The sequence below is a fragment of the Pseudomonas sp. CBS genome (genome assembly GCF_024734645.1).
In the GTDB taxonomy this organism is placed as follows: Bacteria; Pseudomonadota; Gammaproteobacteria; order Pseudomonadales; family Pseudomonadaceae; genus Aquipseudomonas.
The window spans coordinates 5,926,092-5,944,034 of sequence record NZ_CP102929.1 but is presented as its reverse complement, the minus strand read 5'-3'; the positions used below and the strand labels follow the sequence as shown (position 1 = coordinate 5,944,034).

Genomic DNA, 17,943 nt, shown 5'->3' with positions numbered 1-17,943 from the left:
AGATAGGCTGAAACTGTACGCAGGTTGCTGGGCCGGGGAGTCTCTGAACCGGTGCCGATTTCGGGACGTACGCTGAATATTCTTACGGGTGAGTTATACGAGTCAGTACACATCTGTTGATCCTCAAGAAGGACCACCACCCAGTCTTACGGAAATTAGGGTGGCAGCTGTACTCAGGTTAGTAGACCGGGAAGTTTCAGAACCGGCGCGCCCGAAGACGCCCTGCGCACAGCTACCATTAGGCACAGGCAATAAGATGCCTGACCGATAGAACAGCCATACGCCAAAACTTCACCGGGCTACTAAACCCGACCGCTGATGGGCAGCGGCTGACGAACCTTAAAGAGATCGCCCAAGGCGCACAACCGGGACGATTCTGATGGTTGTGTAGGCAAAGCCGCAAGATTCATAACTGCTTGCTCGCCCAAATAAGCCGGCAATCTCTGGCAACAAGATTGATCATGAACCGCTTATTCCTCTGGATGGGCAATGATTTTTCGTGGCACTCAGGCAAGGCCATCGCAGCCTCGCTAAAGCTCGACAACTCCCACATTAGAGCGGCGCACTCCCCAATTTTGAATGCACTCCCTGTGGGAGCCGGGCTTGCCCGCAATGCAGGCGGCGCGGTCTGCCAGGTACACCGCAGCGATCCCATCGCAGCCTCGCCAAGGCTCGACAGCTCCCACAAGGAACTGAATTCACCATCCGAAAAGACGGCTATCTCTCCAGCACCACTCCCCGCTGCACCACCCACGCCAACGGCAACGTCAGCAACAACATCCACGCCAGCACCATCACCGCCACCGGCACGCCCATCGAGTCCCCCAGCCCGCCAAACAGCACCGGCGCCAGTGCGCCGCCGCCGATGGTGCCGGTGTAGAACACCGCAAACGCCTGCTCGCGTTTACCCGCGCCGGCCAGGTCCGGCACCGCGCCGTAAAGCACCGACGACGTGCCATTCAGCGCCAGCCCCAACACCGGCAACATCACCATCAACCCGCTCAACGGCAGGTACACCGCCGCAACGATTAACAGCGCTGTGCTGGTCTCCGTCAGCCATACGGTTTTCATCATGCCGATACGTGCGCCGAGGTAGCCGCAGAGCAGTTTGCCGAAGGCACCGCCGATGAACAGCATGGTCAACGCCAGGCCAATGCCCGCAGTGCCGGCGCCTTTAGCTTGCAGAAGAAAGGGCAAAAACGTGAGAAAACCCATGCGCACGGCACTGTCGAGTGTGCCCGTGACGATCAGCGCACGCAGGCCGCTGACCGAGCCACTTCCTACCAGTGTCTTGGCGGTTTTCCCGGAAGCAGACGCCGCTGCCTGCACGGGTATCAACCACCACAGCAACCCCGCCGCCGCCACCCCCAGCAATCCAAGCAGCGAAACGCTCGCGCGCCAGCTGATGACGGTCAGCAACAGACCGACCAGCCCGGGAACCAGGGTTTTGCCAATGTCTCCGGAGAAGTTGTATTGAGACAGCGCTTCCTTGACCCCACCACCGTTCTCGTAGGTGTCGGTGATCATTGAAGAAGCCAGCGGATGCTGAGTACTCGCCCCCAGCCCGCCCAACAGCAGCGCCAGCAACAACATGCCCAACCCAGTCGCCTGCCCCACCAACAGATAAGCAACACCGGCAAGCGCTGTGCCGCCCACCAGCATCGGCGTGCGTCCCCAGCGTTTGGCGGCGCGGCTGGCCATAAGTTGAAACACCGCCATCATCCCGGAGTACGCCCCACGCAGCAGGCCGATCTGGGCGTAGGTCAGGCCGAACTGCGCTTGCCAGATCGGCAGCAGCACGTAGATCACATCGGTCAGGCCATCATGAATGGCGTGGGCGCTGCACCCTGCGATCAACGAGCGGCGGCGGGCGGAAGTCTCGGGCACGGGCAAGGCAACGGCGTCGTTCATGAGGTCTTGCTCAGTTCAGGTTGGAGGGGCTTCCAGCCCGTCAGGGCGATCAGCAGTGACAGCAACTGGAAACCGATGATCAGCGCTACGCATCCCGTCCAGCCCCAGCGCCCCCAGATCAGCGCCGGGACGATGGCGCCGAAGCTGCCGCCCAGGTAATAGCAGGTGAGGTACAGGCCCACGGCGCCGGCCTTGTTGTGGCGGGCGGTGGCGGTGGTGAAGGCGCTGGCGGCGGCCTGGGCGAGGAATACGCCGGTGGAGCTGAGGGCCAGGCCCAGAACGATGCACCACAGGGACGGCAGCAAGGTCAGGCCCGAGCCACAAACGCCAAGCACCGCAGCGGCGGTCAGCAGTTCGGATTGCGGGCGGGATCTGCTCAGGCGCCCGGCAATGGGGATCACCACCAGGGCCAGCAGGAACACCATGTAGATCGTGCCCAGCGCCGCCGGCCCGAGGTCGAAGGGGGCTTGGCTGAGGTAAAGGCCCGCGTAGGTAAACGTCGCCACTTGGGAGAACAGCACGCAAAATCCTACGGCGTAGGCTGCCAACAGCGGAGTGCCGAGTACATCGCTCCAGGTGGTTGCAGGTCGGGCAACACGGGGAGGATTGTCCGGCAGCAGGAACTGGATAAACCCGCCCACCATCAGGCTCAACACCGCCAACAACTCAAAGGCTTCACGCCAGCCGACGTACTCGGTCATCACCCCGGTGACGAAGCGCCCGGCAAACCCGCCGAGCACGGTGCCGGCCACGTAGAGGCTGGTGACTTCGGTCACGGTGCCGCCGCGCCAGCGATCGCCGATGTAGGCCACGCTGGTGGCAAACACTACCGGAATCAGCATCCCTTCGATAAAACGCCACACCAGCAGTTCGGCGAAACTGCTGGCATAGGCAGTCATCAGCGCCGGCAACGCCAGCAACAGCGCAGCAGCCGAGATCACGGTGCGTTGCTCAAACCGCCCGGTCAGGCGGCTGACAAACGGCGCGGTCAGCGCCACCGCCAAGGTGGTGACGGTAATGCTCCAACCAGCCGCCTTGGCGCTCACCTCAAAGTTGGCGGCAAGCGTCTGCAAAATGCTCTGGGTGGCGTAGAGGTTGAGAAACGCCGCGCAGCCACACAGGAACAGGGCAAGACGGGCACAATGCAGGCGCGGTTTCATGAAACCTCTCGTTTTATTATCTGAGGCCTTTATAGAATGACCCGCACACCCGAGACCAATACCGATTTCGGACCGATCAATACCCTGGGGCCAGGATGCTCGACCTACGCAAGCTGCGTTACTTTCTGACCGTCGCCGAAGAATTGCACTTCGGTCGCGCCGCCATTCGCCTGCACCTGGCCCAGCCACCGTTGACCCGGCAGATTTCCGCGCTGGAGGCTGAACTGGGGTTTCGCCTGTTCGACCGCACCAGTCGCACGGTTTCGCTCACGCCTCAGGGCCGCTCGTTCCTGCCCTACGCACGGGCGGTGCTGGAGCAGGTCGACCTCGCCGAAGTCATCGCCAGCAAACTGGCCGCAGGCGCCGCCGGGCAACTGGCGCTCGGTTACGTGAGTTCCATAGCCCTCTCGGACTTGTTCAGCCAGGCGATTCAAGCCTTCGCCCAACGCTTTCCCGATGTGCAATTGACGCTGGTGGAATGCGCCTCCGGGAGCCTGGGCGCGCAGGTGGCTGATGGGCGCCTGGATATCGGCCTGAGCCGGTTACTGCCCCAGGAAGGTCAGACTGAGGTACAAGCCTTGTCGTTGGGTGAGGAGCGGCTGGTCGCTGCGGTGTCCAGCGACAGCCCGTTGGCCAACCAGGCCGAGGTCAGCCTGGCGCAGTTGAGTGGGTATCCGTTAATTCTGTTTCCAGCCGATTATGGCTCGGGGCTTAACCAGTCCATTGAACAGCTATATCGGCATAAGGGTTTGCCACTGCGGGCCGGGCCGTCGGGGCGGCAAATTACCTCGATCATTGCACTGGTGGCGGCGGGACAAGGTGTGGCACTGGTGCCGGAATGTACTCAGAGTTTGATGAATAAGGGCGTGACGTATCGGCCGTTGGTGGATTCAGATGCGTACGCGCAACTGCTTGTTCTTACGCGTGCTGATGGGCGGAGTTTAATGGTCACGGCATTTCTGACCGTGATTGATGAATTGTTACAAGCTCGTAAAGATGCCTAATAGCTCCAACCAGTAAGTACCCAGTACATTTCCTACCCCTCAGCGGGAAAAGTCGGCCGTCTCAAATGATAGGTACGGCGTTGAGAACTCAAAATTGGTGGTTATAGTGAACACCTTTTTGAGGACAACAAACATGCTGTACCCAATCGCAATTTCAACCGGTGACGAGGACCATGCCTGGGGTGTGGAAGTCCCGGACATTCCCGGTTGCTTCTCAGCTGGAGATGATCTGGACGACGCCATGGCCATGGCCCGCGAAGCGATCGAAGGCCACTTCGAGATCCTCGCAGAAGACGGTGCGCCCATTCCTACAGCGCAGAAAGTCACCCTCCATGCTGCCAACCCGCAATATGCCGGCTGCACTTGGGCTGTGGTGGATATTGATGTCACCAAGTACCTGGGCAAGGCACAGAAACTCAACATCACGTTGCCCGGCTACCTGCTGAACCGCATTGACGAATACGTCCTGCATCATCCGGAAGAAAAAAGCCGCTCGGGCTTTCTTGCGTCTGCTGCGCTCAAAGTGTTGCAACAAGACCGGTGACGGCACTTCAAGGAACCGTTCAATGCTCCCTCCCGCACAACGCACTCCAAAACCCGTACTGCGCAAGGTGTTGGGCTGGGTGCTGATCGCGCCTCTGCTGCTCTCGTTCCTCAGGCTGCCCTTTCCGCTGGGACTCGTTTGGGTGCTGGCGTCCATCACGGCCTCCGTTTATGGCGCCCGGTTTGCCCAACTGCATGCCAGCCGACGTGTAACCGTATTTGCCGTGATCATCACGCTGCTCAACATCGCTTCATTTTTTGTCATCGGCACGGCATCGGTACTCAAGGCGCTGTACGGGTTCTCGTGGTTTTATTGGTACCCGTATTACGCCGATTGGGTTTACTGGAACTTCTAAGTCGGTCGCGAATTCGACCGCAAGAAACGTAGTTCCACCCTAGGCCGCCCTATCTACAGTGGAGCCATACACCCTCAAGGAGTCCGACCATGTCCTATGAATACAAATACATGCCCTCCCCCGTCGGCCAACTGACCCTCGTGGCCCGTGACGGAAAACTCACCGCCATCCTCTGGGAAAAAGAACGCCCCAACCGTGTTCGCTTGGGTGCCCTGCAAGAGGCCAACAACAGCCCGGTGTTGGAGGAAACCGAGCGGCAGTTGAAGGAGTATTTCGCAGGTACCCGCAACCGTTTCGAGCTGGAACTGGACTTTGCCGGCACCGACTTCCAGAAGAAAGTCTGGCAAGCGCTGCTGACCATCCCGTTCGGGGAAACCCGCAGCTACAGCCAGATAGCCGCGCAGATTGGTAGCCCCAAGGCCGTGCGTGCCGTCGGCGCAGCCAACGGGCGCAATCCGATTTCGATTGTCGCACCGTGCCATCGGGTGATTGGTGCCTCGGGCGGGCTGACCGGGTTCGCCGGCGGACTTGAGGCCAAACAGTATCTGCTGGAGCTGGAGGAACACGCCTGAAGCCCGGCAAAAATTGTATAACCTTGTTCAATCGCTCAATTGTAAAAAGAAATTTCAGCGCACGCCTGCGGTCAGTATTTTCATCACCCACCCTTTAAGGAAAACGGTCATGAAATTCTCCGCCATCTCACAATCCCTGTCCCGCTGGGCAGGCAGCGCCCGCACGTTCTACGCGGCGGTAGCGTTGATCCTCCTGTGGAGTTTGAGCGGGCCTTATTTCCACTACAACGACACGTGGCAGCTGATCATCAACACCTCCACCACCATCATCACCTTCCTGATGGTGTTCCTGATCCAGAACACGCAAAACCGCGACAACGACATTTTGCATATCAAGATCGACGAACTGCTGCGCGCCACCAAAGACGCGCAAAACGCGGTGCTAAGCCTTGATGGCCTTGATCGCAAGCAGCTTGAGAAGTTGCGCAAGGAATACAAGACCATGGGCGACAGCGAAGAAACCATCACCGTCACCACGCTGACGACTGAACGTGCACAGCCCAAGACCGACCTGAATCAGGCGTAAAAAAACGGCGGTTGGAGCTTATCCAATCGCCGTTTTTTATGAACGACTCAAGGCAATCAACCGTCGCCCTGGTGCCCTTTACCGTAAGTCGAGGCCAGCGCCCGGGCTTTCTCCAGGCGTTCCTCCAACTTGGGCAGGGTCTCATCCACCAGGGCCTTTATTTCCGGAATGTCCGACTCGGCGCCTTCCTGCTTGAACAATGCGATCGCGTCTTCATTGGCCTTGATCTGCTGGGCGGTGTAGGCGGCGTCAAACGAATCGCCGTCCTTGAGCTCGGGCATCAGCGATTCAGCCTTGTCGACGATCTTGTCCCGTGGGGCCACCGGCAAATCGAGCTTCTTGGCGATGGCCGCCAGGTGCTGATTGGCCAGGGTACGTTCATTGATGACTTCGATGGTGTAGTCCTTGATCTCTTGGGACGAAGTCTTGGCGTGTGCCATGCGGCTGGTCTCGATATCGGCCATGCCCTTGGCCGAAGCCTGCTCGATGAAATCGGCAGGCGACTGGGCGAAAGCACTGCTGGCGCCGAGGCCCAGCAGCATCGCGAAACTGGCGGTGCGTAACCGGATAGCCATGCGGCTCATGATGGGTTCCTCCAGGTAATAAACAGGTGCAGGGAAACGACCCCCGCCCTGAATCTGAATTTTCAGGGCGGTAAAGGTTTAGAAAAAACTTGTTAGTGCGACGAACGGTCGTCATGCCCTGCTGCCAAACAGGCCCGGTAACAAACACGGTATTTATCAACCGCGCTCAGACAATACGCCCTGCACCTGCCCATTCAACCATTGCAACGCCGGGTCTCCCCCCCGCCGCGAATGCCATGCCAGCACAAACGCAAACGACGGGATATGAAACGGCGGCGGCACGGCCAATAGCCGTTCGTGATCAATATTGAGCAGCCCGCGAGACGACACGGTAAGCACCAGGTCCGTGCCCTGGATCAACTGCGGCGCGACACCCCAATGAGGCAAGCTGATAGCCACGTGTCGGCGCTCGCGAATCGCCGTCAGCGCCCGTTCGATTTCCGGTGTTCCGCTGCCACACATTTCCAGTAACACGTGGGGGCGCGCCAGGTAAGTGGGCAGGTCAAGCACGCCGTTGTCAGGCAGGCTGTCACGGTCCACCAGGCACACGTAATGCTCTTCAAATAACGGCGTGCTGCGCAGTTCGGCAGGCATGTCGGGAAACACCCCGGCAGCCAGGTCGATATCGCCATTCAGCACGCCATCCAGCATCCCTTCGCGACTGGCCTGGATAATCTGCAAATCAATCCCCGGCGCTTCCCGGCGCAAGGTGCGCACCAGCCCCGGCAAGAATATCGCTGCACTGTAGTCCGACATCGCCACCCGGAAGGTGCGTTTGGCCGAGGCTGGATCGAAGCGATTGGGGGCCAGCAACGCCTGCACCTGGGCCAACGCCTCCGCCAGCGGCATTGCCAACTCCAGGGCGCGCGCAGTGGGCACCAACGAACTGCCCTGGCGTACCAGCAACGGATCACCGAGCAAATCCCGCAACCGCGCCAGGGCGTGGCTTACCGCCGGCTGGCTCAAGTGCAGGCGCTCGGCGGCACGGGTGACGTGCTGCTCGCTCAGCAAGGCGTCGAGGATCACCAGCAGGTTAAGGTCGATGCGTCGTAGATCATTCATCAGCTGCATGTTCTGCATAAGAACCTGGAATTTAAATTTGCGCGACGAATAGCCTAGAGTCCAGCAAAACCTCTGGGAGATTGATCATGACAACGTTGCATTGGGTAGGTTTGTTGCTGTTGGCTGCGTTCGCCGGGGCAGTGGTGCCGTTTCAAAGCGCGATCAATGCCAACCTGGGACGCGGCCTGGGCCATCCGTTGTGGGCCACCCTCGCCTCGCTGCTGGTGAGCATTATCGTGCTGCTGCCGGTGATCCTGGCCCTGCGCCTGCCGCTGCCCAACCTTGGCTTTATCACCAAGGCGCCGCTGTGGATGTGGAGCGGCGGTGCGTTCGGCGTGTGCTTTATCTCGCTGGCACTGATCCTGATGCCCAAGCTCGGCGCTTCGGGGTTTATCGCCCTGGCGATGGCCGGGCAGATCATCGCTTCGCTGATGCTGGATCACTTCGGCCTGTTCGGGCTGGTGGAACGCCAACTCACCGCGCCCCGGTTGATCGGGGCGTTGATGTTGATCGGTGGCGTAGCACTGATTCAGTTCAGCGCCACGCCCACCCGATCGCTGGTGACCGCCGGCTGATCAGCGCTTGTCGAGGGTGCGCAGTTTCTGCGGCAAGCCCCACAGCAACAGCGCCGCCGCCAGCAGCGCACACACGCCGATGACATACAGCGCCGGCGTGGTGCTGCCGGTCAGGTCCTTGATCCGGCCGACCATCACCGGGCTGACGATGCCGCCAAACTGGCCCAGGGTGTTGATCACCGCAATCCCGCCCGCCGCGCCCGCCCCGGCACCGGCCAACAGCTTCGGCGGCAAGGTCCAGAAGGCCGGGATCGAAGCGATGATGCCCGCGCCAAGCAAGCTCAAAGCGACGATCAGGAACGTGGTGTGATCGGCAAAGATCCCCGCACAAAAGAACCCCACCGCGCCCAGCGCCACCAGGCCGCTGACAAACTTGCGGCGCTCGCCGGTAGCGTCGGACAAACGCCCGATCACCACCATGCTGATGGCACCGCAGACATAGGGAATCGCCGTCAGCAGGCCGATCATCACCGGGCTCTGGGTGCCGGCGCTGCGGATCAGTTGCGGCGCCCAGAAGTTGAGGCCGTAGGACGCTACCTGGATCAGGAAGTAGATAAAGCCCAGCATCAGGAAACCGGGAATACGCAGTGCCGCGAGCAGCGAGCCACCGCTCTTGTGGGGTTCATGCACGGCAATGCGGCTGGCCAGTAACGTCTTCTCCGCCGAGGTCAACCAGTGGGCATCCTCGATGCGGTCCTTGAGCAACTTGAGCACCAGGAAACCCAGGCCAACGCAAGGCAAACCACCGAGCAAGAACAACCAATGCCAGCCGCGCATTTGCAGCACGCCATCGAGGTGTTCCAGCACCAGCCCGGAGAACGGCGCGCCCACCAGCCCGGCAAACGCCGACGCCAGGAACAGCATCGACGTGATGCGCCCACGGTAATGCTGCGGGAACCACAACGTCAGGTAATACAACACGCCCGGGGCAAACCCGGCCTCCATCGCACCGATGATGAAACGCAGCACGTAGAACTGCCATTCGGCCGTGACGAACACCATGGCGGCCGTCGCCAGCCCCCACGACATCATGATGCGCGCGATCCAGCGGCGGGCGCCGACCTTGTACAGCATCATGTTGCTCGGCACTTCGAAGATCACATAGCCGACCACAAACAGCCCGGCGCCGAGGCCGTAGGCGGTGTCGCTCAAACTCAGGTCAGTCTGCAGTTGGAACTTGGCGAAGCTGATGTTGATACGGTCAAAAAATGCGAACAGGTAGCAGACCATGATCAGCGGCATCAGGCGCCAGGCGACCTTGCTGACCAGGGCTTTTTCGGCATCGTGCTCAGCGGCCGGGCGCACGCCGGCCTCCAACGTATTAAGGCTCATTGTTTCTCTCCAGCGGACTGCTCGCAGGCGTCCGATTGTTTTTGTTGTCTGGTGGCGGTTTACAAGGTGGCGATGTAGGCCGGTGGCGGATGCAGGTCGCAATTGCGCCCGGCCTTGGCCACCTGGCCCGGCAATTCATGGCCGAGCAAGGCCGGCAATTGCCGCGACACTTTCAGCAAGTGCGGCAGGTCGATGCCGGTGTGAATCCCGACTTCGTCGCACAGGTTGACCAGGTCTTCGGTGCAGATATTGCCCGACGCGCCCGGAGCAAACGGGCAGCCGCCGAGGCCGCCCAACGCCGCATCAAACCGTCGCGCTCCGGCCTCGTAGGCGGCCAGCACATTGCACAAACCCAGACCGCGGGTGTTGTGAAAATGCAGGGTCAGGTCGCTCGCCGGAATACGCTCCAGCACACGCGAGACCAGGCGCTCGACCTGACGCGGATTGGCCATGCCGGTGGTGTCCGCCAGGCTGATGCCCTGGATGCCCAGCTCGCGGTAGGCATCGACCCATTGCAGCACACGGTCTTCATCAATCTTGCCCTCGAACGGGCAGCCGAAGGTGGTGGCGATGCTGCCGTTGAGGCGCACCGGATAGTCGGCAGCAAAACTCACGATGTCGCCGAACGCCGCCAACGAGGCTTCGCAGCGCATGCGCATATTCGCCAGGTTGTGGGTCTGGCTGGCGGACATCACCAGGTTCAACTCATCGGCCCGGGACTCGACGGCGCGCTGGGCGCCCTTGAGGTTGGGGATCAACGCCACATAGATAATCCCGGGGCGGCGGGTGATGCCTTGGAACACCTGCTCACCATCGCGCAAGGCGGGAATGGCCTTGGGAGAAACAAACGAACCGGCTTCGATCCGGGAAAATCCCGCCAGGGACAGTTGGTCGATCAACGCGATCTTGTCGACCGTCTCGACCCAGGTCGGCTCGATTTGCAGGCCGTCCCGAGGCGAGACTTCCTGCACGATCAAGGCATCGGAATAGCTTTTCATTGCACCACTCCCGAGGTTTTCAGGCGTTGAATATCGGCCCCGCTCAAGCCCAGGTCGCCGAGGATTGCATCGGTGTGCTGGCCAAGGCTTGGGCCCTGCCAGTTCACGGCGCCGGGGGTTTCCGAGAGTTTGGGCACGATGCCGGGCATCTTCACCGTGAGGCCGCCGGGCAGGTCGGCGCTGAGCAACATATCGCGGGCCTGGTAGTGCGGGTCGGCGACGATATCGGCCACTGAATAGATGCGCCCTGCCGGTACTTCGGCGGCTTCCAGGGCGCTGAGCACCTGGTCGATGGGCAGGCTGCTGGTCCAGTGGGTAATGGCGGCGTCGAGCAGGCCGCTCTTGGCGGCGCGGCCATCGTTGTGGGCAAACTCCGGCGCTTCGGCCAGGTCGGCACGGCCGATGGCGAGCATCAGGCGTTTGTAGATCGGGTCGCTGTTGCCGGCGATCACCACATAGGCGCCGTCGGCGGTCAGGTAAGTGTTGGAGGGTGCGATGCCGGGCAAGGCGCCGCCGCTGCGTTCGCGCACATGGCCGAGCATGTCGTATTCCGGTACCAGGCTTTCCATCAGGTTGAACACACTTTCGGCCAGGGACACGTCGACAATCTGGCCGTCGCCCTGGCCGGTCTTGACCCGCAGCAGCGACATCAGCGCGCCGATCACGCCGTGCAGCGAGGCCAGGGAATCACCGAGGCTGACGCCGACCCGCGCCGGTGGCGAGTCCGGGTTGCCGGTGGTGTAGCGAATCCCGCCCATGGCCTCGCCGATGGCACCAAAGCCCGGGCGGTCGCGGTAGGGGCCGGTCTGGCCGTAGCCCGAGATACGCACCAAGGTCAGCTTGGGATTGAGGGCGTGCAGCACGTCCCAGCCCAGGCCGAGTTTTTCCAGGCCGCCGGGACGCAGGTTTTCGATCAGCACGTCGGCGTCGCCCAGCAATTGTTTGACCAGGTCCAGGCCTTCTGCCGACTTGAGGTCCAGGGCCAGGGACTTCTTGTTACGCGATTGCAGGTACCACCACAGCGAGGTGCCTTCGTGCAGCTTTCGCCATTTGCGAAGCGGATCGCCCTGCCCCATGGCTTCGATCTTGATCACCTCGGCGCCAAACTCGGCCATCAGCCGGGCGGCGAAGGGCGCGGCAATCAGGGTGCCGATCTCGATCACCTTGATACCGCTCAGGGGAGCCGTCATGGGGTGTACCTCTTGTTCTTGGAATGTGGGCCAAGGCTAGAGGACACGGGCAGTAGAAATCCAACCGTCAGTTGGCAACGAGCGTTCGCGAAATGCGAACGCTTGAGTAAGGGCTGGTTGTGGCGAGGGAGCTTGCTCCCGCTGGAGTGCGTAGCGCTCCCGGCTTTTTTTAGGGCTGCTACGCAGCCCAGCGGGAGCAAGCTCCCTCGCCACAGCAAGCTCCCTCGCCACAGGGTTTGCTTACGCCTGCTCCCGCCGCAGGTAATCGAACAACAACCGACTCACCGGTGACAGCTGCGCTTCATCACGCACCACCAGGATCAGGCTGCGATCCGACCAGGCATCCGTCAGCGGCACCGCGTGCAAGCCCAGTGCCCGGCCAAACAATTCATAGGCCTTTTGCGGCAGGATGCCGATGCCCATGTTGGCCTGGACCATCCGGCACATGGCATCAAAGCCCGGCACATGGATCCGCAGGCGCAGCACCTTGCCCGCCTCCCGCGCCGCCGCGTGGGTGCGCATGTTGATCGAACTGGCGGAATGCAGCCCCACGTAGTCGCTGTCCAGCGTTTCGGCGAACGCCAGGGTCTTGCGCGACGCCAACGGGTGATCCGCCGGCATCAGCACCACCAGCTTGTCCCGGCGATAGGTCACGCCGGGCAGGCCTTTGGTATCGGTGTCGCTGGAACAGATGCCCAGGTCCGCCACCCCATCGATCACGCCCTGGACCACGCCATTGCTGGGCCGCTCTTCCAGGTCAGCTTTGACCTGCGGGTGCAGCGCGGAAAAGTCGCGCAAATCTTCCGGCAGGAACTGAATGATCGCCGAAAGGTTCGCCAGCATCCGCACATAACCGCGCACGCCGTGGCTGTGTTCGCCCAGTTCCAGGCCCATCTTCTCGACGTTGAACAGCATCTGCCGCGCATGGTGCAGCAAGGTCTCGCCGGCGGCCGTGAGCTGCATGCCCTTGGCCTGGCGCACAAACAGGCTCACGCCCAGCACCTGTTCCAATTCCATCAAACGCTTGCTGGCCGCCGAGACCGCGATGGCTTCACGGGCGGCGGCGCGGGTCAGCGTGCCTTCTTCATGCACCGCCACAAACAACTGCAGCGTGATCAGATCAAGGCGACGAACCAGGCTTTTGTGCAGCATCTAGGCGCGCTCGGTGGCCAGGCGATTGATATCGGCCTGCTCCACCACCGGCAGAGGTGCGCCGTGCCGGACGGCCGAGAGCATCGCGCGGCCAACGGTTTCAGTGCTCACCACCCAGGCCGGCCGCACATGGCGCAGCAATGACAACAGCGGGCCGGTGACGGTGTAGAGGGATTGGTAGAGCGGGGTTTTCGAACGCACACCGTGCAACGGCTGGATCACCCCGGGACGGAACAGGTACACGGCCTTGAACGGCAGGCGCAGCAGGGCATTCTCGGTCTTGCCCTTGATCCGCGCCCACATGGTTTTGCCGGTTTCGCTGCTGTCGGTACCGGCGCCGGACACGTAGATGAAGGTCATCTGCGGATTGAGCCGAGCCAGGGTGCTGGCGGCCACCAGGGTCAGGTCGTAGGTCAAATGGGTGTACTTGACTTCGTCCATGCCCACCGAGGAAACGCCCAGGCAAAAGAAGCAGGCATCGAAGCCTTGCAGCAGATGCTCCAGGGGCTGGAAATCGAACATATCGGCATGCAGCACCTGATGCAGCTTGCCGTGTTCCTGGGCCAGTGCGGTACGGCCGACAGCGACCACTTCCTGCACGTCACCGGCCAGCAGGCACTCGCGCAACACGCCCTGGCCGACCATGCCGGTGGCGCCGAATAATAGAACTCTCATAAGGTTGGTTCCTAAGCGACAAGCGGTTAGCTTCAAGCTGCCAGGTAGAGACAAACACACTAGCAGCTTGTAGCTTGCGGCTTGCAGCTTACTGCTCAATAGGATGTTTTGCCCCTTGAAAAGCACCACGACCCTCGCCATCGCCTGCAGCGCGGCCTTTCTGTCCCAGGTTGGCATCAGCAGCTATTTACCTGCCGTACCCGCGATTGCCCACGCGTTGCCAGCCGCCGAGGATCAGGTGGCACTGGCCCTGGCGGTGTATTTGATCGGCATGGCGTTGCCGATGCTGCTCTGGGGCAGCCTCGGTGAGCGCCTGGGCAGAAAGCCGGTGTTGCTGGCAGCGTTGGCGTTGTATGCGCTGGCCAGTGCGGTGATTCCGTCCGCCTACAGCCTCGAATCGTTCCTCGGCCTGCGGCTGGTTCAAGGCCTCGGCGCGGGCGGTGTGTCGGTGATGGCGCGGGTGCTGGTTCGCGACAGTTTCAGCGGTGCGCTGTTGGCTAAAGGGTTGTCGTGGCTGGGCATGACGTTCGTGATCGCCTTGGGCATCGGGCAGTTTGTGGGCTCGCTGTTGCAGGTGGCGTTTGGCTGGGAGGCGATCTTTTATGGGCTGTCGATGGCGGCTGTCGGCTTGATGATAGCGCTGCAACGGGTGGTATTTCCGAGATTGGAAAAAGCCTCTGGACACGTCTCGGCCTGGCGCATCTACGGCACGATCCTGCGCCATCCGGCGTTCCTGCGACCTGCGCTGGCGGGCGGTTTGGGTTACGGGGTGATCATCGCCTTCAACACCTGCGCACCGTTGATTTTGCAGGGCCATTTTCAGTGGAGCGCCGCGCAATATGGCTGGCTCGGCTGGCCGATCAGCGGGGCGTATCTGGCAGGGGCGCTGATGGTCAATCGCCTGGTCGCCCGCACCGGGCGCCTGTCGATGATGAGTTGGGGCGTGGCGTTGGTGATGTGCGGCAGCGCGACGATGTTGCTGGGCAGCCTGTTTGCCAACGGGCTGGCGATCCTGCTGTGGCTGCCGTATTGCCTGGCGGTGTTCGGGCAGTCGATGAGTTATCCCATCAGCCTGTCGCTGGCCAATGATGAATCACCGGTGAGCGGGTCCTACGCCATGGCCTTGAGCGGTTTCATGCATCAGTTGATGGCGGCGGCGATCGGCGGCGTGGCCAGCCTGTTGGCGAGTCAGCAGGCCTGGCCGTTGGCGGTGTTGTGCGTGGTGCTGGCGGGCGGCGCACTGCTGTGCGTCGCCCTGTCCAGGGCTGATCAGAACGCGCTGCGGAAGATCTCTTCAATCTGACGCTGATCCGCGCGTCGTGGGTTGGTCAGGCCGCAAGCGTCCTTCAGGGCGTTGGACGCCAGCAGCGGGATGTCCTGCAACTTGGCGCCCAGCTCCCGCAACCCGGCAGGAATTTCCACGTCCTGGGACAGGCTGCGAATCGCCGCGATGGCCGCCTGGGCGCCCTCTTCCACCGACGTCCCTTTGATTTCTGCGCCAAGGGCCCGTGCCACATGGCTCAGGCGCTCGGCGCTGACGCTGGCGTTGAAGCTTTGCACGTGGGGCAACAGCACCGCATTGCACACGCCGTGGGGCAAGTCATAGAGCCCGCCCAACTGGTGCGCCATGGCGTGCACAAACCCCAGGGACGCGTTGTTGAAGGCCATGCCGGCAAGGAACTGCGCATACGCCATGTTTTCCCGGGCGGCCATGTCTTGGCCGTCGCGCACCGCAATCCGCAGGTTGGCGCTGATCAGTTCGATGGCCTTGATCGCGCAGGCGTCGGTGATCGGGTTGGCAGCCGTGGACACGTAGGCTTCGATTGCGTGGGTGAGTGCGTCCATGCCGGTGGCGGCAGTCAGGCCCTTGGGCATGCCGACCATCAGCGCCGGGTCGTTGACCGACAGCAGCGGCGTAACGTTGCGGTCGACGATGGCCATTTTCACGTGGCGGGTTTCGTCGGTGATGATGCAGAAGCGGGTCATTTCGCTGGCAGTGCCGGCGGTGGTGTTGATGGCCACCAGCGGCAGTTGCGGTTTGGCCGACTGATCGACGCCTTCATAATCGCCGATGTGCCCGCCGTTGGTCGCACACAGGGCAATGCCCTTGGCACAGTCATGGGGTGAGCCGCCGCCGAGGGACACCACGAAATCACAGGCACTCTGTTGCAGCAGCGCCAGGCCTTTTTCGACGTTCTCGACGTTCGGGTTGGGCTTGGCGCCGTCGTAGATCACCGAGTCGATGTCCTGCATCGCGAGTTTCTCGGCGATCATGCTGGCGACACCTGCCTTGGCCATCCCGGCGTCAGTGACGATCAGCGCCTTGCGAAAACCGTAGTTGCGAATCGCATTCATGGCTTCGTCGAGGCAGTCGATGCCCATGATGTTGACGGATGGAATGAAGAAGGTGCTGCTCATGGTGGCGAATCCTCGAAAGTCGTTATGCCTACAGCATCGACCTCGATTGCCTGCCGCATCTTGACCAGGATCAACGCCCGCTCGTGATAAAGTCACCGCCCAGCCGATTTTGAGTAGACCCGCCGCAATGAAGGATTCCCAGGATTTTGACGCCCACCTTGAAGACTGGAACGCCTTGCGCAGCAGTACCGCCTTCAGCGGGATCCTGATCGGCAACGGCGCCAGCCGCGCAGTGTGGGAAGACTTTGCCTACGACTCACTGTTCGAAAACGCCCGCACCGTGGAAGAAAAACCCCTGAGCCCGTCGGAACTCAGTGTGTTTGACGCGATGCAGACCCGCAGTTTCGAACAGGTGCTGGGTGCGCTGAAAACCACCAGCCGGGTCAACAAGGCCTTGGCGGTCAGCTCGGCGGCGCCGCGTAATCGCTACTACGCGATCAAAGAAGCGCTGATCAACACGATCCACAGCGTGCATATTCCGTGGCGCCTGGTGAAGCCTTCGACGCTGGCGACGATTCATCAGGAGTTGGCGAGTTATCCGACGGTGTTCACCAGCAATTACGACCTGCTCAACTACTGGGCGATCCTGCAGGCGCCGGGTATCGACGACCTGTTTCGCAGTGCGGATGCGAGCTTTGACCTGCGTAATACCGCCACCGACAGCACGCGCATTTTGTATTTGCATGGTGGTTTGCACCTGGTGCGTAACCTTGACGGTACGGCGCGTAAATTGCCGACCACTGACAGCACGTTGCTGAGCAGTTTTGCGATCAACAATACGATCAAGACACTGGATGATGTGCCGTTGTTTGTCAGCGAGGGGAAGGTTGAGGAGAAGTTGAAGACCATTCGCAGTTCTGACTATTTGTCGTTTTGCTATGAGCAGTTGTTGAGTCATGAGGGCGCGCTTTGCATTTTCGGGCATCACCTCGGCGCGCAGGATGTGCATCTGGTGCAGGCGATTCGGCAGGCGAAGATCACGATGTTGGCGATTTCGGTGTTTGGGCGCAGTGCGGGGTTTATTCAGCAGCAGAAGCGGCGTTTTGCGGAGTTGTTTGAGGGGGTGGATGTGGAGTTGCGGTTTTTTGATGCGCGTAGTCATGCGCTGGGGGATTCGGGGTTTTCGGTGCCGGTGGAGCGGTGATGGGGGTGGGGTGAATTGGTGGGGTGTACATATCCGTTGCTGCGGTAACGGCCGCCTATGGTTCCGCTCTTACAGCGGCTCACTTTGGAAAAGCCCCAAAGTAAGCAAAGGGCTCTGCCCCGCCTGTCGGCGCCTCGCTTAGGCTCGGTGTTCCCTCACTCCGGCACCGCGAAGCGGGCCGCCGCGACGGGCCATCCATGGCCCGGCGCGGCTAAACCGGCGTCCTGCCGGTTTACCCGCTCCGCAATACCTGCGTTCGGCCTCGGGCTGAATGGGGCAGTCAGATCAAAATCAAAAGCAAAAGCACAGCGGCCTACAGGCCGGCTTGAGTGTTAAAAGCCAAATCAAAAGCTAGAGCGAAAACAGATCTGCTTTTCTGTGGGAGCGGGCTTGCTCGCGAAAAACCTGAGAGCGCCGCGTTCATCCAGAATGCCCGCGTCATCGTTAACGACCTTCGCGAGCAAGCCCGCTCCCACATTTGGACCGTGCCCGCTTTAGATTGTGATTTGGCTTTTGCTCTTCAACACTCAAGCCGGCCGGGAGGCCGCTGTGCCCTTGATCTGCTTTTGATCTTGATCTTAGGCGCCCCGTTAAACCACGCTGGCCGAACGCAGGCTTTGGAGCGTGGGTAACCCGGCAGGACGCCGGGTTAGCCGCGCTGGGCCAAGGATGGCCCATCGCGGCGGCCCACGGTCCAAAGCCGGAGTGAGGGCACACCGAGCCTAGGCGAGGTGCCGAGTG

General features: G+C 61.3%; 18 protein-coding genes. 8 read left to right on the top strand and 10 right to left on the bottom strand.

Annotated elements, in window-relative coordinates; genetic code table 11:
* Window positions 1–717: 717 nt before the first annotated feature.
* Entirely contained in the window at window positions 718–1,911 is a 1,194-nt protein-coding gene (locus tag NVB75_RS27055) for an MFS transporter (protein ID WP_258344121.1), read from the bottom strand.
* Window positions 1,908–3,071 (bottom strand): MFS transporter, encoded by a 1,164-nt coding sequence (locus NVB75_RS27050; RefSeq protein WP_258344120.1) that lies wholly within the window; start codon window positions 3,069–3,071, stop codon window positions 1,908–1,910. The genes NVB75_RS27055 and NVB75_RS27050 overlap by 4 nt, the downstream gene beginning before the upstream one ends.
* A gap of 95 nt (window positions 3,072–3,166) precedes the next feature.
* Between NVB75_RS27050 and NVB75_RS27045 the strand changes: the two genes are divergently transcribed.
* The 5 genes from NVB75_RS27045 to NVB75_RS27025 all read left to right on the top strand — a co-directional run bounded on the left by NVB75_RS27045 (window position 3,167) and on the right by NVB75_RS27025 (window position 6,072).
* Entirely contained in the window at window positions 3,167–4,075 is a 909-nt protein-coding gene (locus tag NVB75_RS27045) for a LysR family transcriptional regulator (protein WP_258344119.1), read from the top strand.
* A 133-nt stretch (window positions 4,076–4,208) separates the two neighbouring features.
* Window positions 4,209–4,619: a type II toxin-antitoxin system HicB family antitoxin gene (locus tag NVB75_RS27040; protein WP_003212074.1), complete on the top strand. Its 411-nt coding sequence runs from the start codon at window positions 4,209–4,211 to the stop codon at window positions 4,617–4,619.
* 22 nt (window positions 4,620–4,641) lie between these two features.
* Window positions 4,642–4,974: a hypothetical protein gene (locus tag NVB75_RS27035; RefSeq protein ID WP_258344118.1), complete on the top strand. Its 333-nt coding sequence runs from the start codon at window positions 4,642–4,644 to the stop codon at window positions 4,972–4,974.
* An 89-nt stretch (window positions 4,975–5,063) separates the two neighbouring features.
* The gene (locus tag NVB75_RS27030; protein WP_258344117.1) at window positions 5,064–5,546 is read left to right on the top strand and encodes a methylated-DNA--[protein]-cysteine S-methyltransferase; all 483 of its coding nucleotides are present in this window, start codon (window positions 5,064–5,066) and stop codon (window positions 5,544–5,546) included.
* A 109-nt stretch (window positions 5,547–5,655) separates the two neighbouring features.
* Window positions 5,656–6,072, top strand: coding sequence for a low affinity iron permease family protein (locus tag NVB75_RS27025; protein WP_258344116.1), 417 nt, complete (start codon window positions 5,656–5,658; stop codon window positions 6,070–6,072).
* Between the two features lie 56 nt (window positions 6,073–6,128).
* Here the strand turns inward: NVB75_RS27025 and NVB75_RS27020 are convergent, their stop codons facing one another.
* Entirely contained in the window at window positions 6,129–6,656 is a 528-nt protein-coding gene (locus NVB75_RS27020; protein WP_258344115.1) for a DUF4142 domain-containing protein, read from the bottom strand.
* 156 nt (window positions 6,657–6,812) lie between these two features.
* Window positions 6,813–7,727, bottom strand: a complete 915-nt coding sequence (locus NVB75_RS27015; RefSeq protein ID WP_375378890.1) for a LysR family transcriptional regulator — start codon at window positions 7,725–7,727, stop codon at window positions 6,813–6,815.
* Window positions 7,728–7,804: 77 nt separating this feature from the next.
* Here NVB75_RS27015 and NVB75_RS27010 point away from each other — a divergent pair, with 77 nt between their 5' ends.
* Complete coding sequence (locus NVB75_RS27010; RefSeq protein WP_177121709.1) at window positions 7,805–8,293, top strand: DMT family transporter; 489 nt, start codon at window positions 7,805–7,807, stop codon at window positions 8,291–8,293.
* On the opposite strand, the gene NVB75_RS27005 is transcribed toward NVB75_RS27010, so the two are convergent.
* From NVB75_RS27005 to NVB75_RS26985, 5 genes are all read right to left on the bottom strand, one after another.
* Complete coding sequence (locus tag NVB75_RS27005; RefSeq protein ID WP_258344113.1) at window positions 8,294–9,625, bottom strand: MFS transporter; 1,332 nt, start codon at window positions 9,623–9,625, stop codon at window positions 8,294–8,296.
* A 59-nt stretch (window positions 9,626–9,684) separates the two neighbouring features.
* Window positions 9,685–10,623: a hydroxymethylglutaryl-CoA lyase gene (locus NVB75_RS27000; protein ID WP_258344107.1), complete on the bottom strand. Its 939-nt coding sequence runs from the start codon at window positions 10,621–10,623 to the stop codon at window positions 9,685–9,687.
* Entirely contained in the window at window positions 10,620–11,813 is a 1,194-nt protein-coding gene (locus tag NVB75_RS26995) for a CaiB/BaiF CoA-transferase family protein (protein ID WP_201141194.1), read from the bottom strand. The genes NVB75_RS27000 and NVB75_RS26995 overlap by 4 nt, the downstream gene beginning before the upstream one ends.
* A gap of 240 nt (window positions 11,814–12,053) precedes the next feature.
* Window positions 12,054–12,965, bottom strand: coding sequence for a LysR substrate-binding domain-containing protein (locus NVB75_RS26990; protein WP_102604146.1), 912 nt, complete (start codon window positions 12,963–12,965; stop codon window positions 12,054–12,056).
* Window positions 12,966–13,640: an NAD(P)H-binding protein gene (locus tag NVB75_RS26985; RefSeq protein ID WP_258344106.1), complete on the bottom strand. Its 675-nt coding sequence runs from the start codon at window positions 13,638–13,640 to the stop codon at window positions 12,966–12,968.
* Between the two features lie 115 nt (window positions 13,641–13,755).
* On the opposite strand from NVB75_RS26985, the gene NVB75_RS26980 reads away from it, so the two are divergent.
* The gene (locus NVB75_RS26980) at window positions 13,756–14,943 is read left to right on the top strand and encodes an MFS transporter (RefSeq protein ID WP_258344105.1); all 1,188 of its coding nucleotides are present in this window, start codon (window positions 13,756–13,758) and stop codon (window positions 14,941–14,943) included.
* Here NVB75_RS26980 and yiaY read toward each other — a convergent pair.
* A complete protein-coding gene (gene yiaY, locus NVB75_RS26975) occupies window positions 14,910–16,058 on the bottom strand; it encodes an L-threonine dehydrogenase (RefSeq protein ID WP_258344103.1) in 1,149 nt (382 codons plus the stop codon). The genes NVB75_RS26980 and yiaY overlap by 34 nt on opposite strands.
* Before the next feature lie 127 nt (window positions 16,059–16,185).
* On the opposite strand from yiaY, the gene NVB75_RS26970 reads away from it, so the two are divergent.
* A complete protein-coding gene (locus NVB75_RS26970; protein WP_258344102.1) occupies window positions 16,186–17,202 on the top strand; it encodes a DUF4917 family protein in 1,017 nt (338 codons plus the stop codon).
* Window positions 17,203–17,943: the final 741 nt, after the last annotated feature.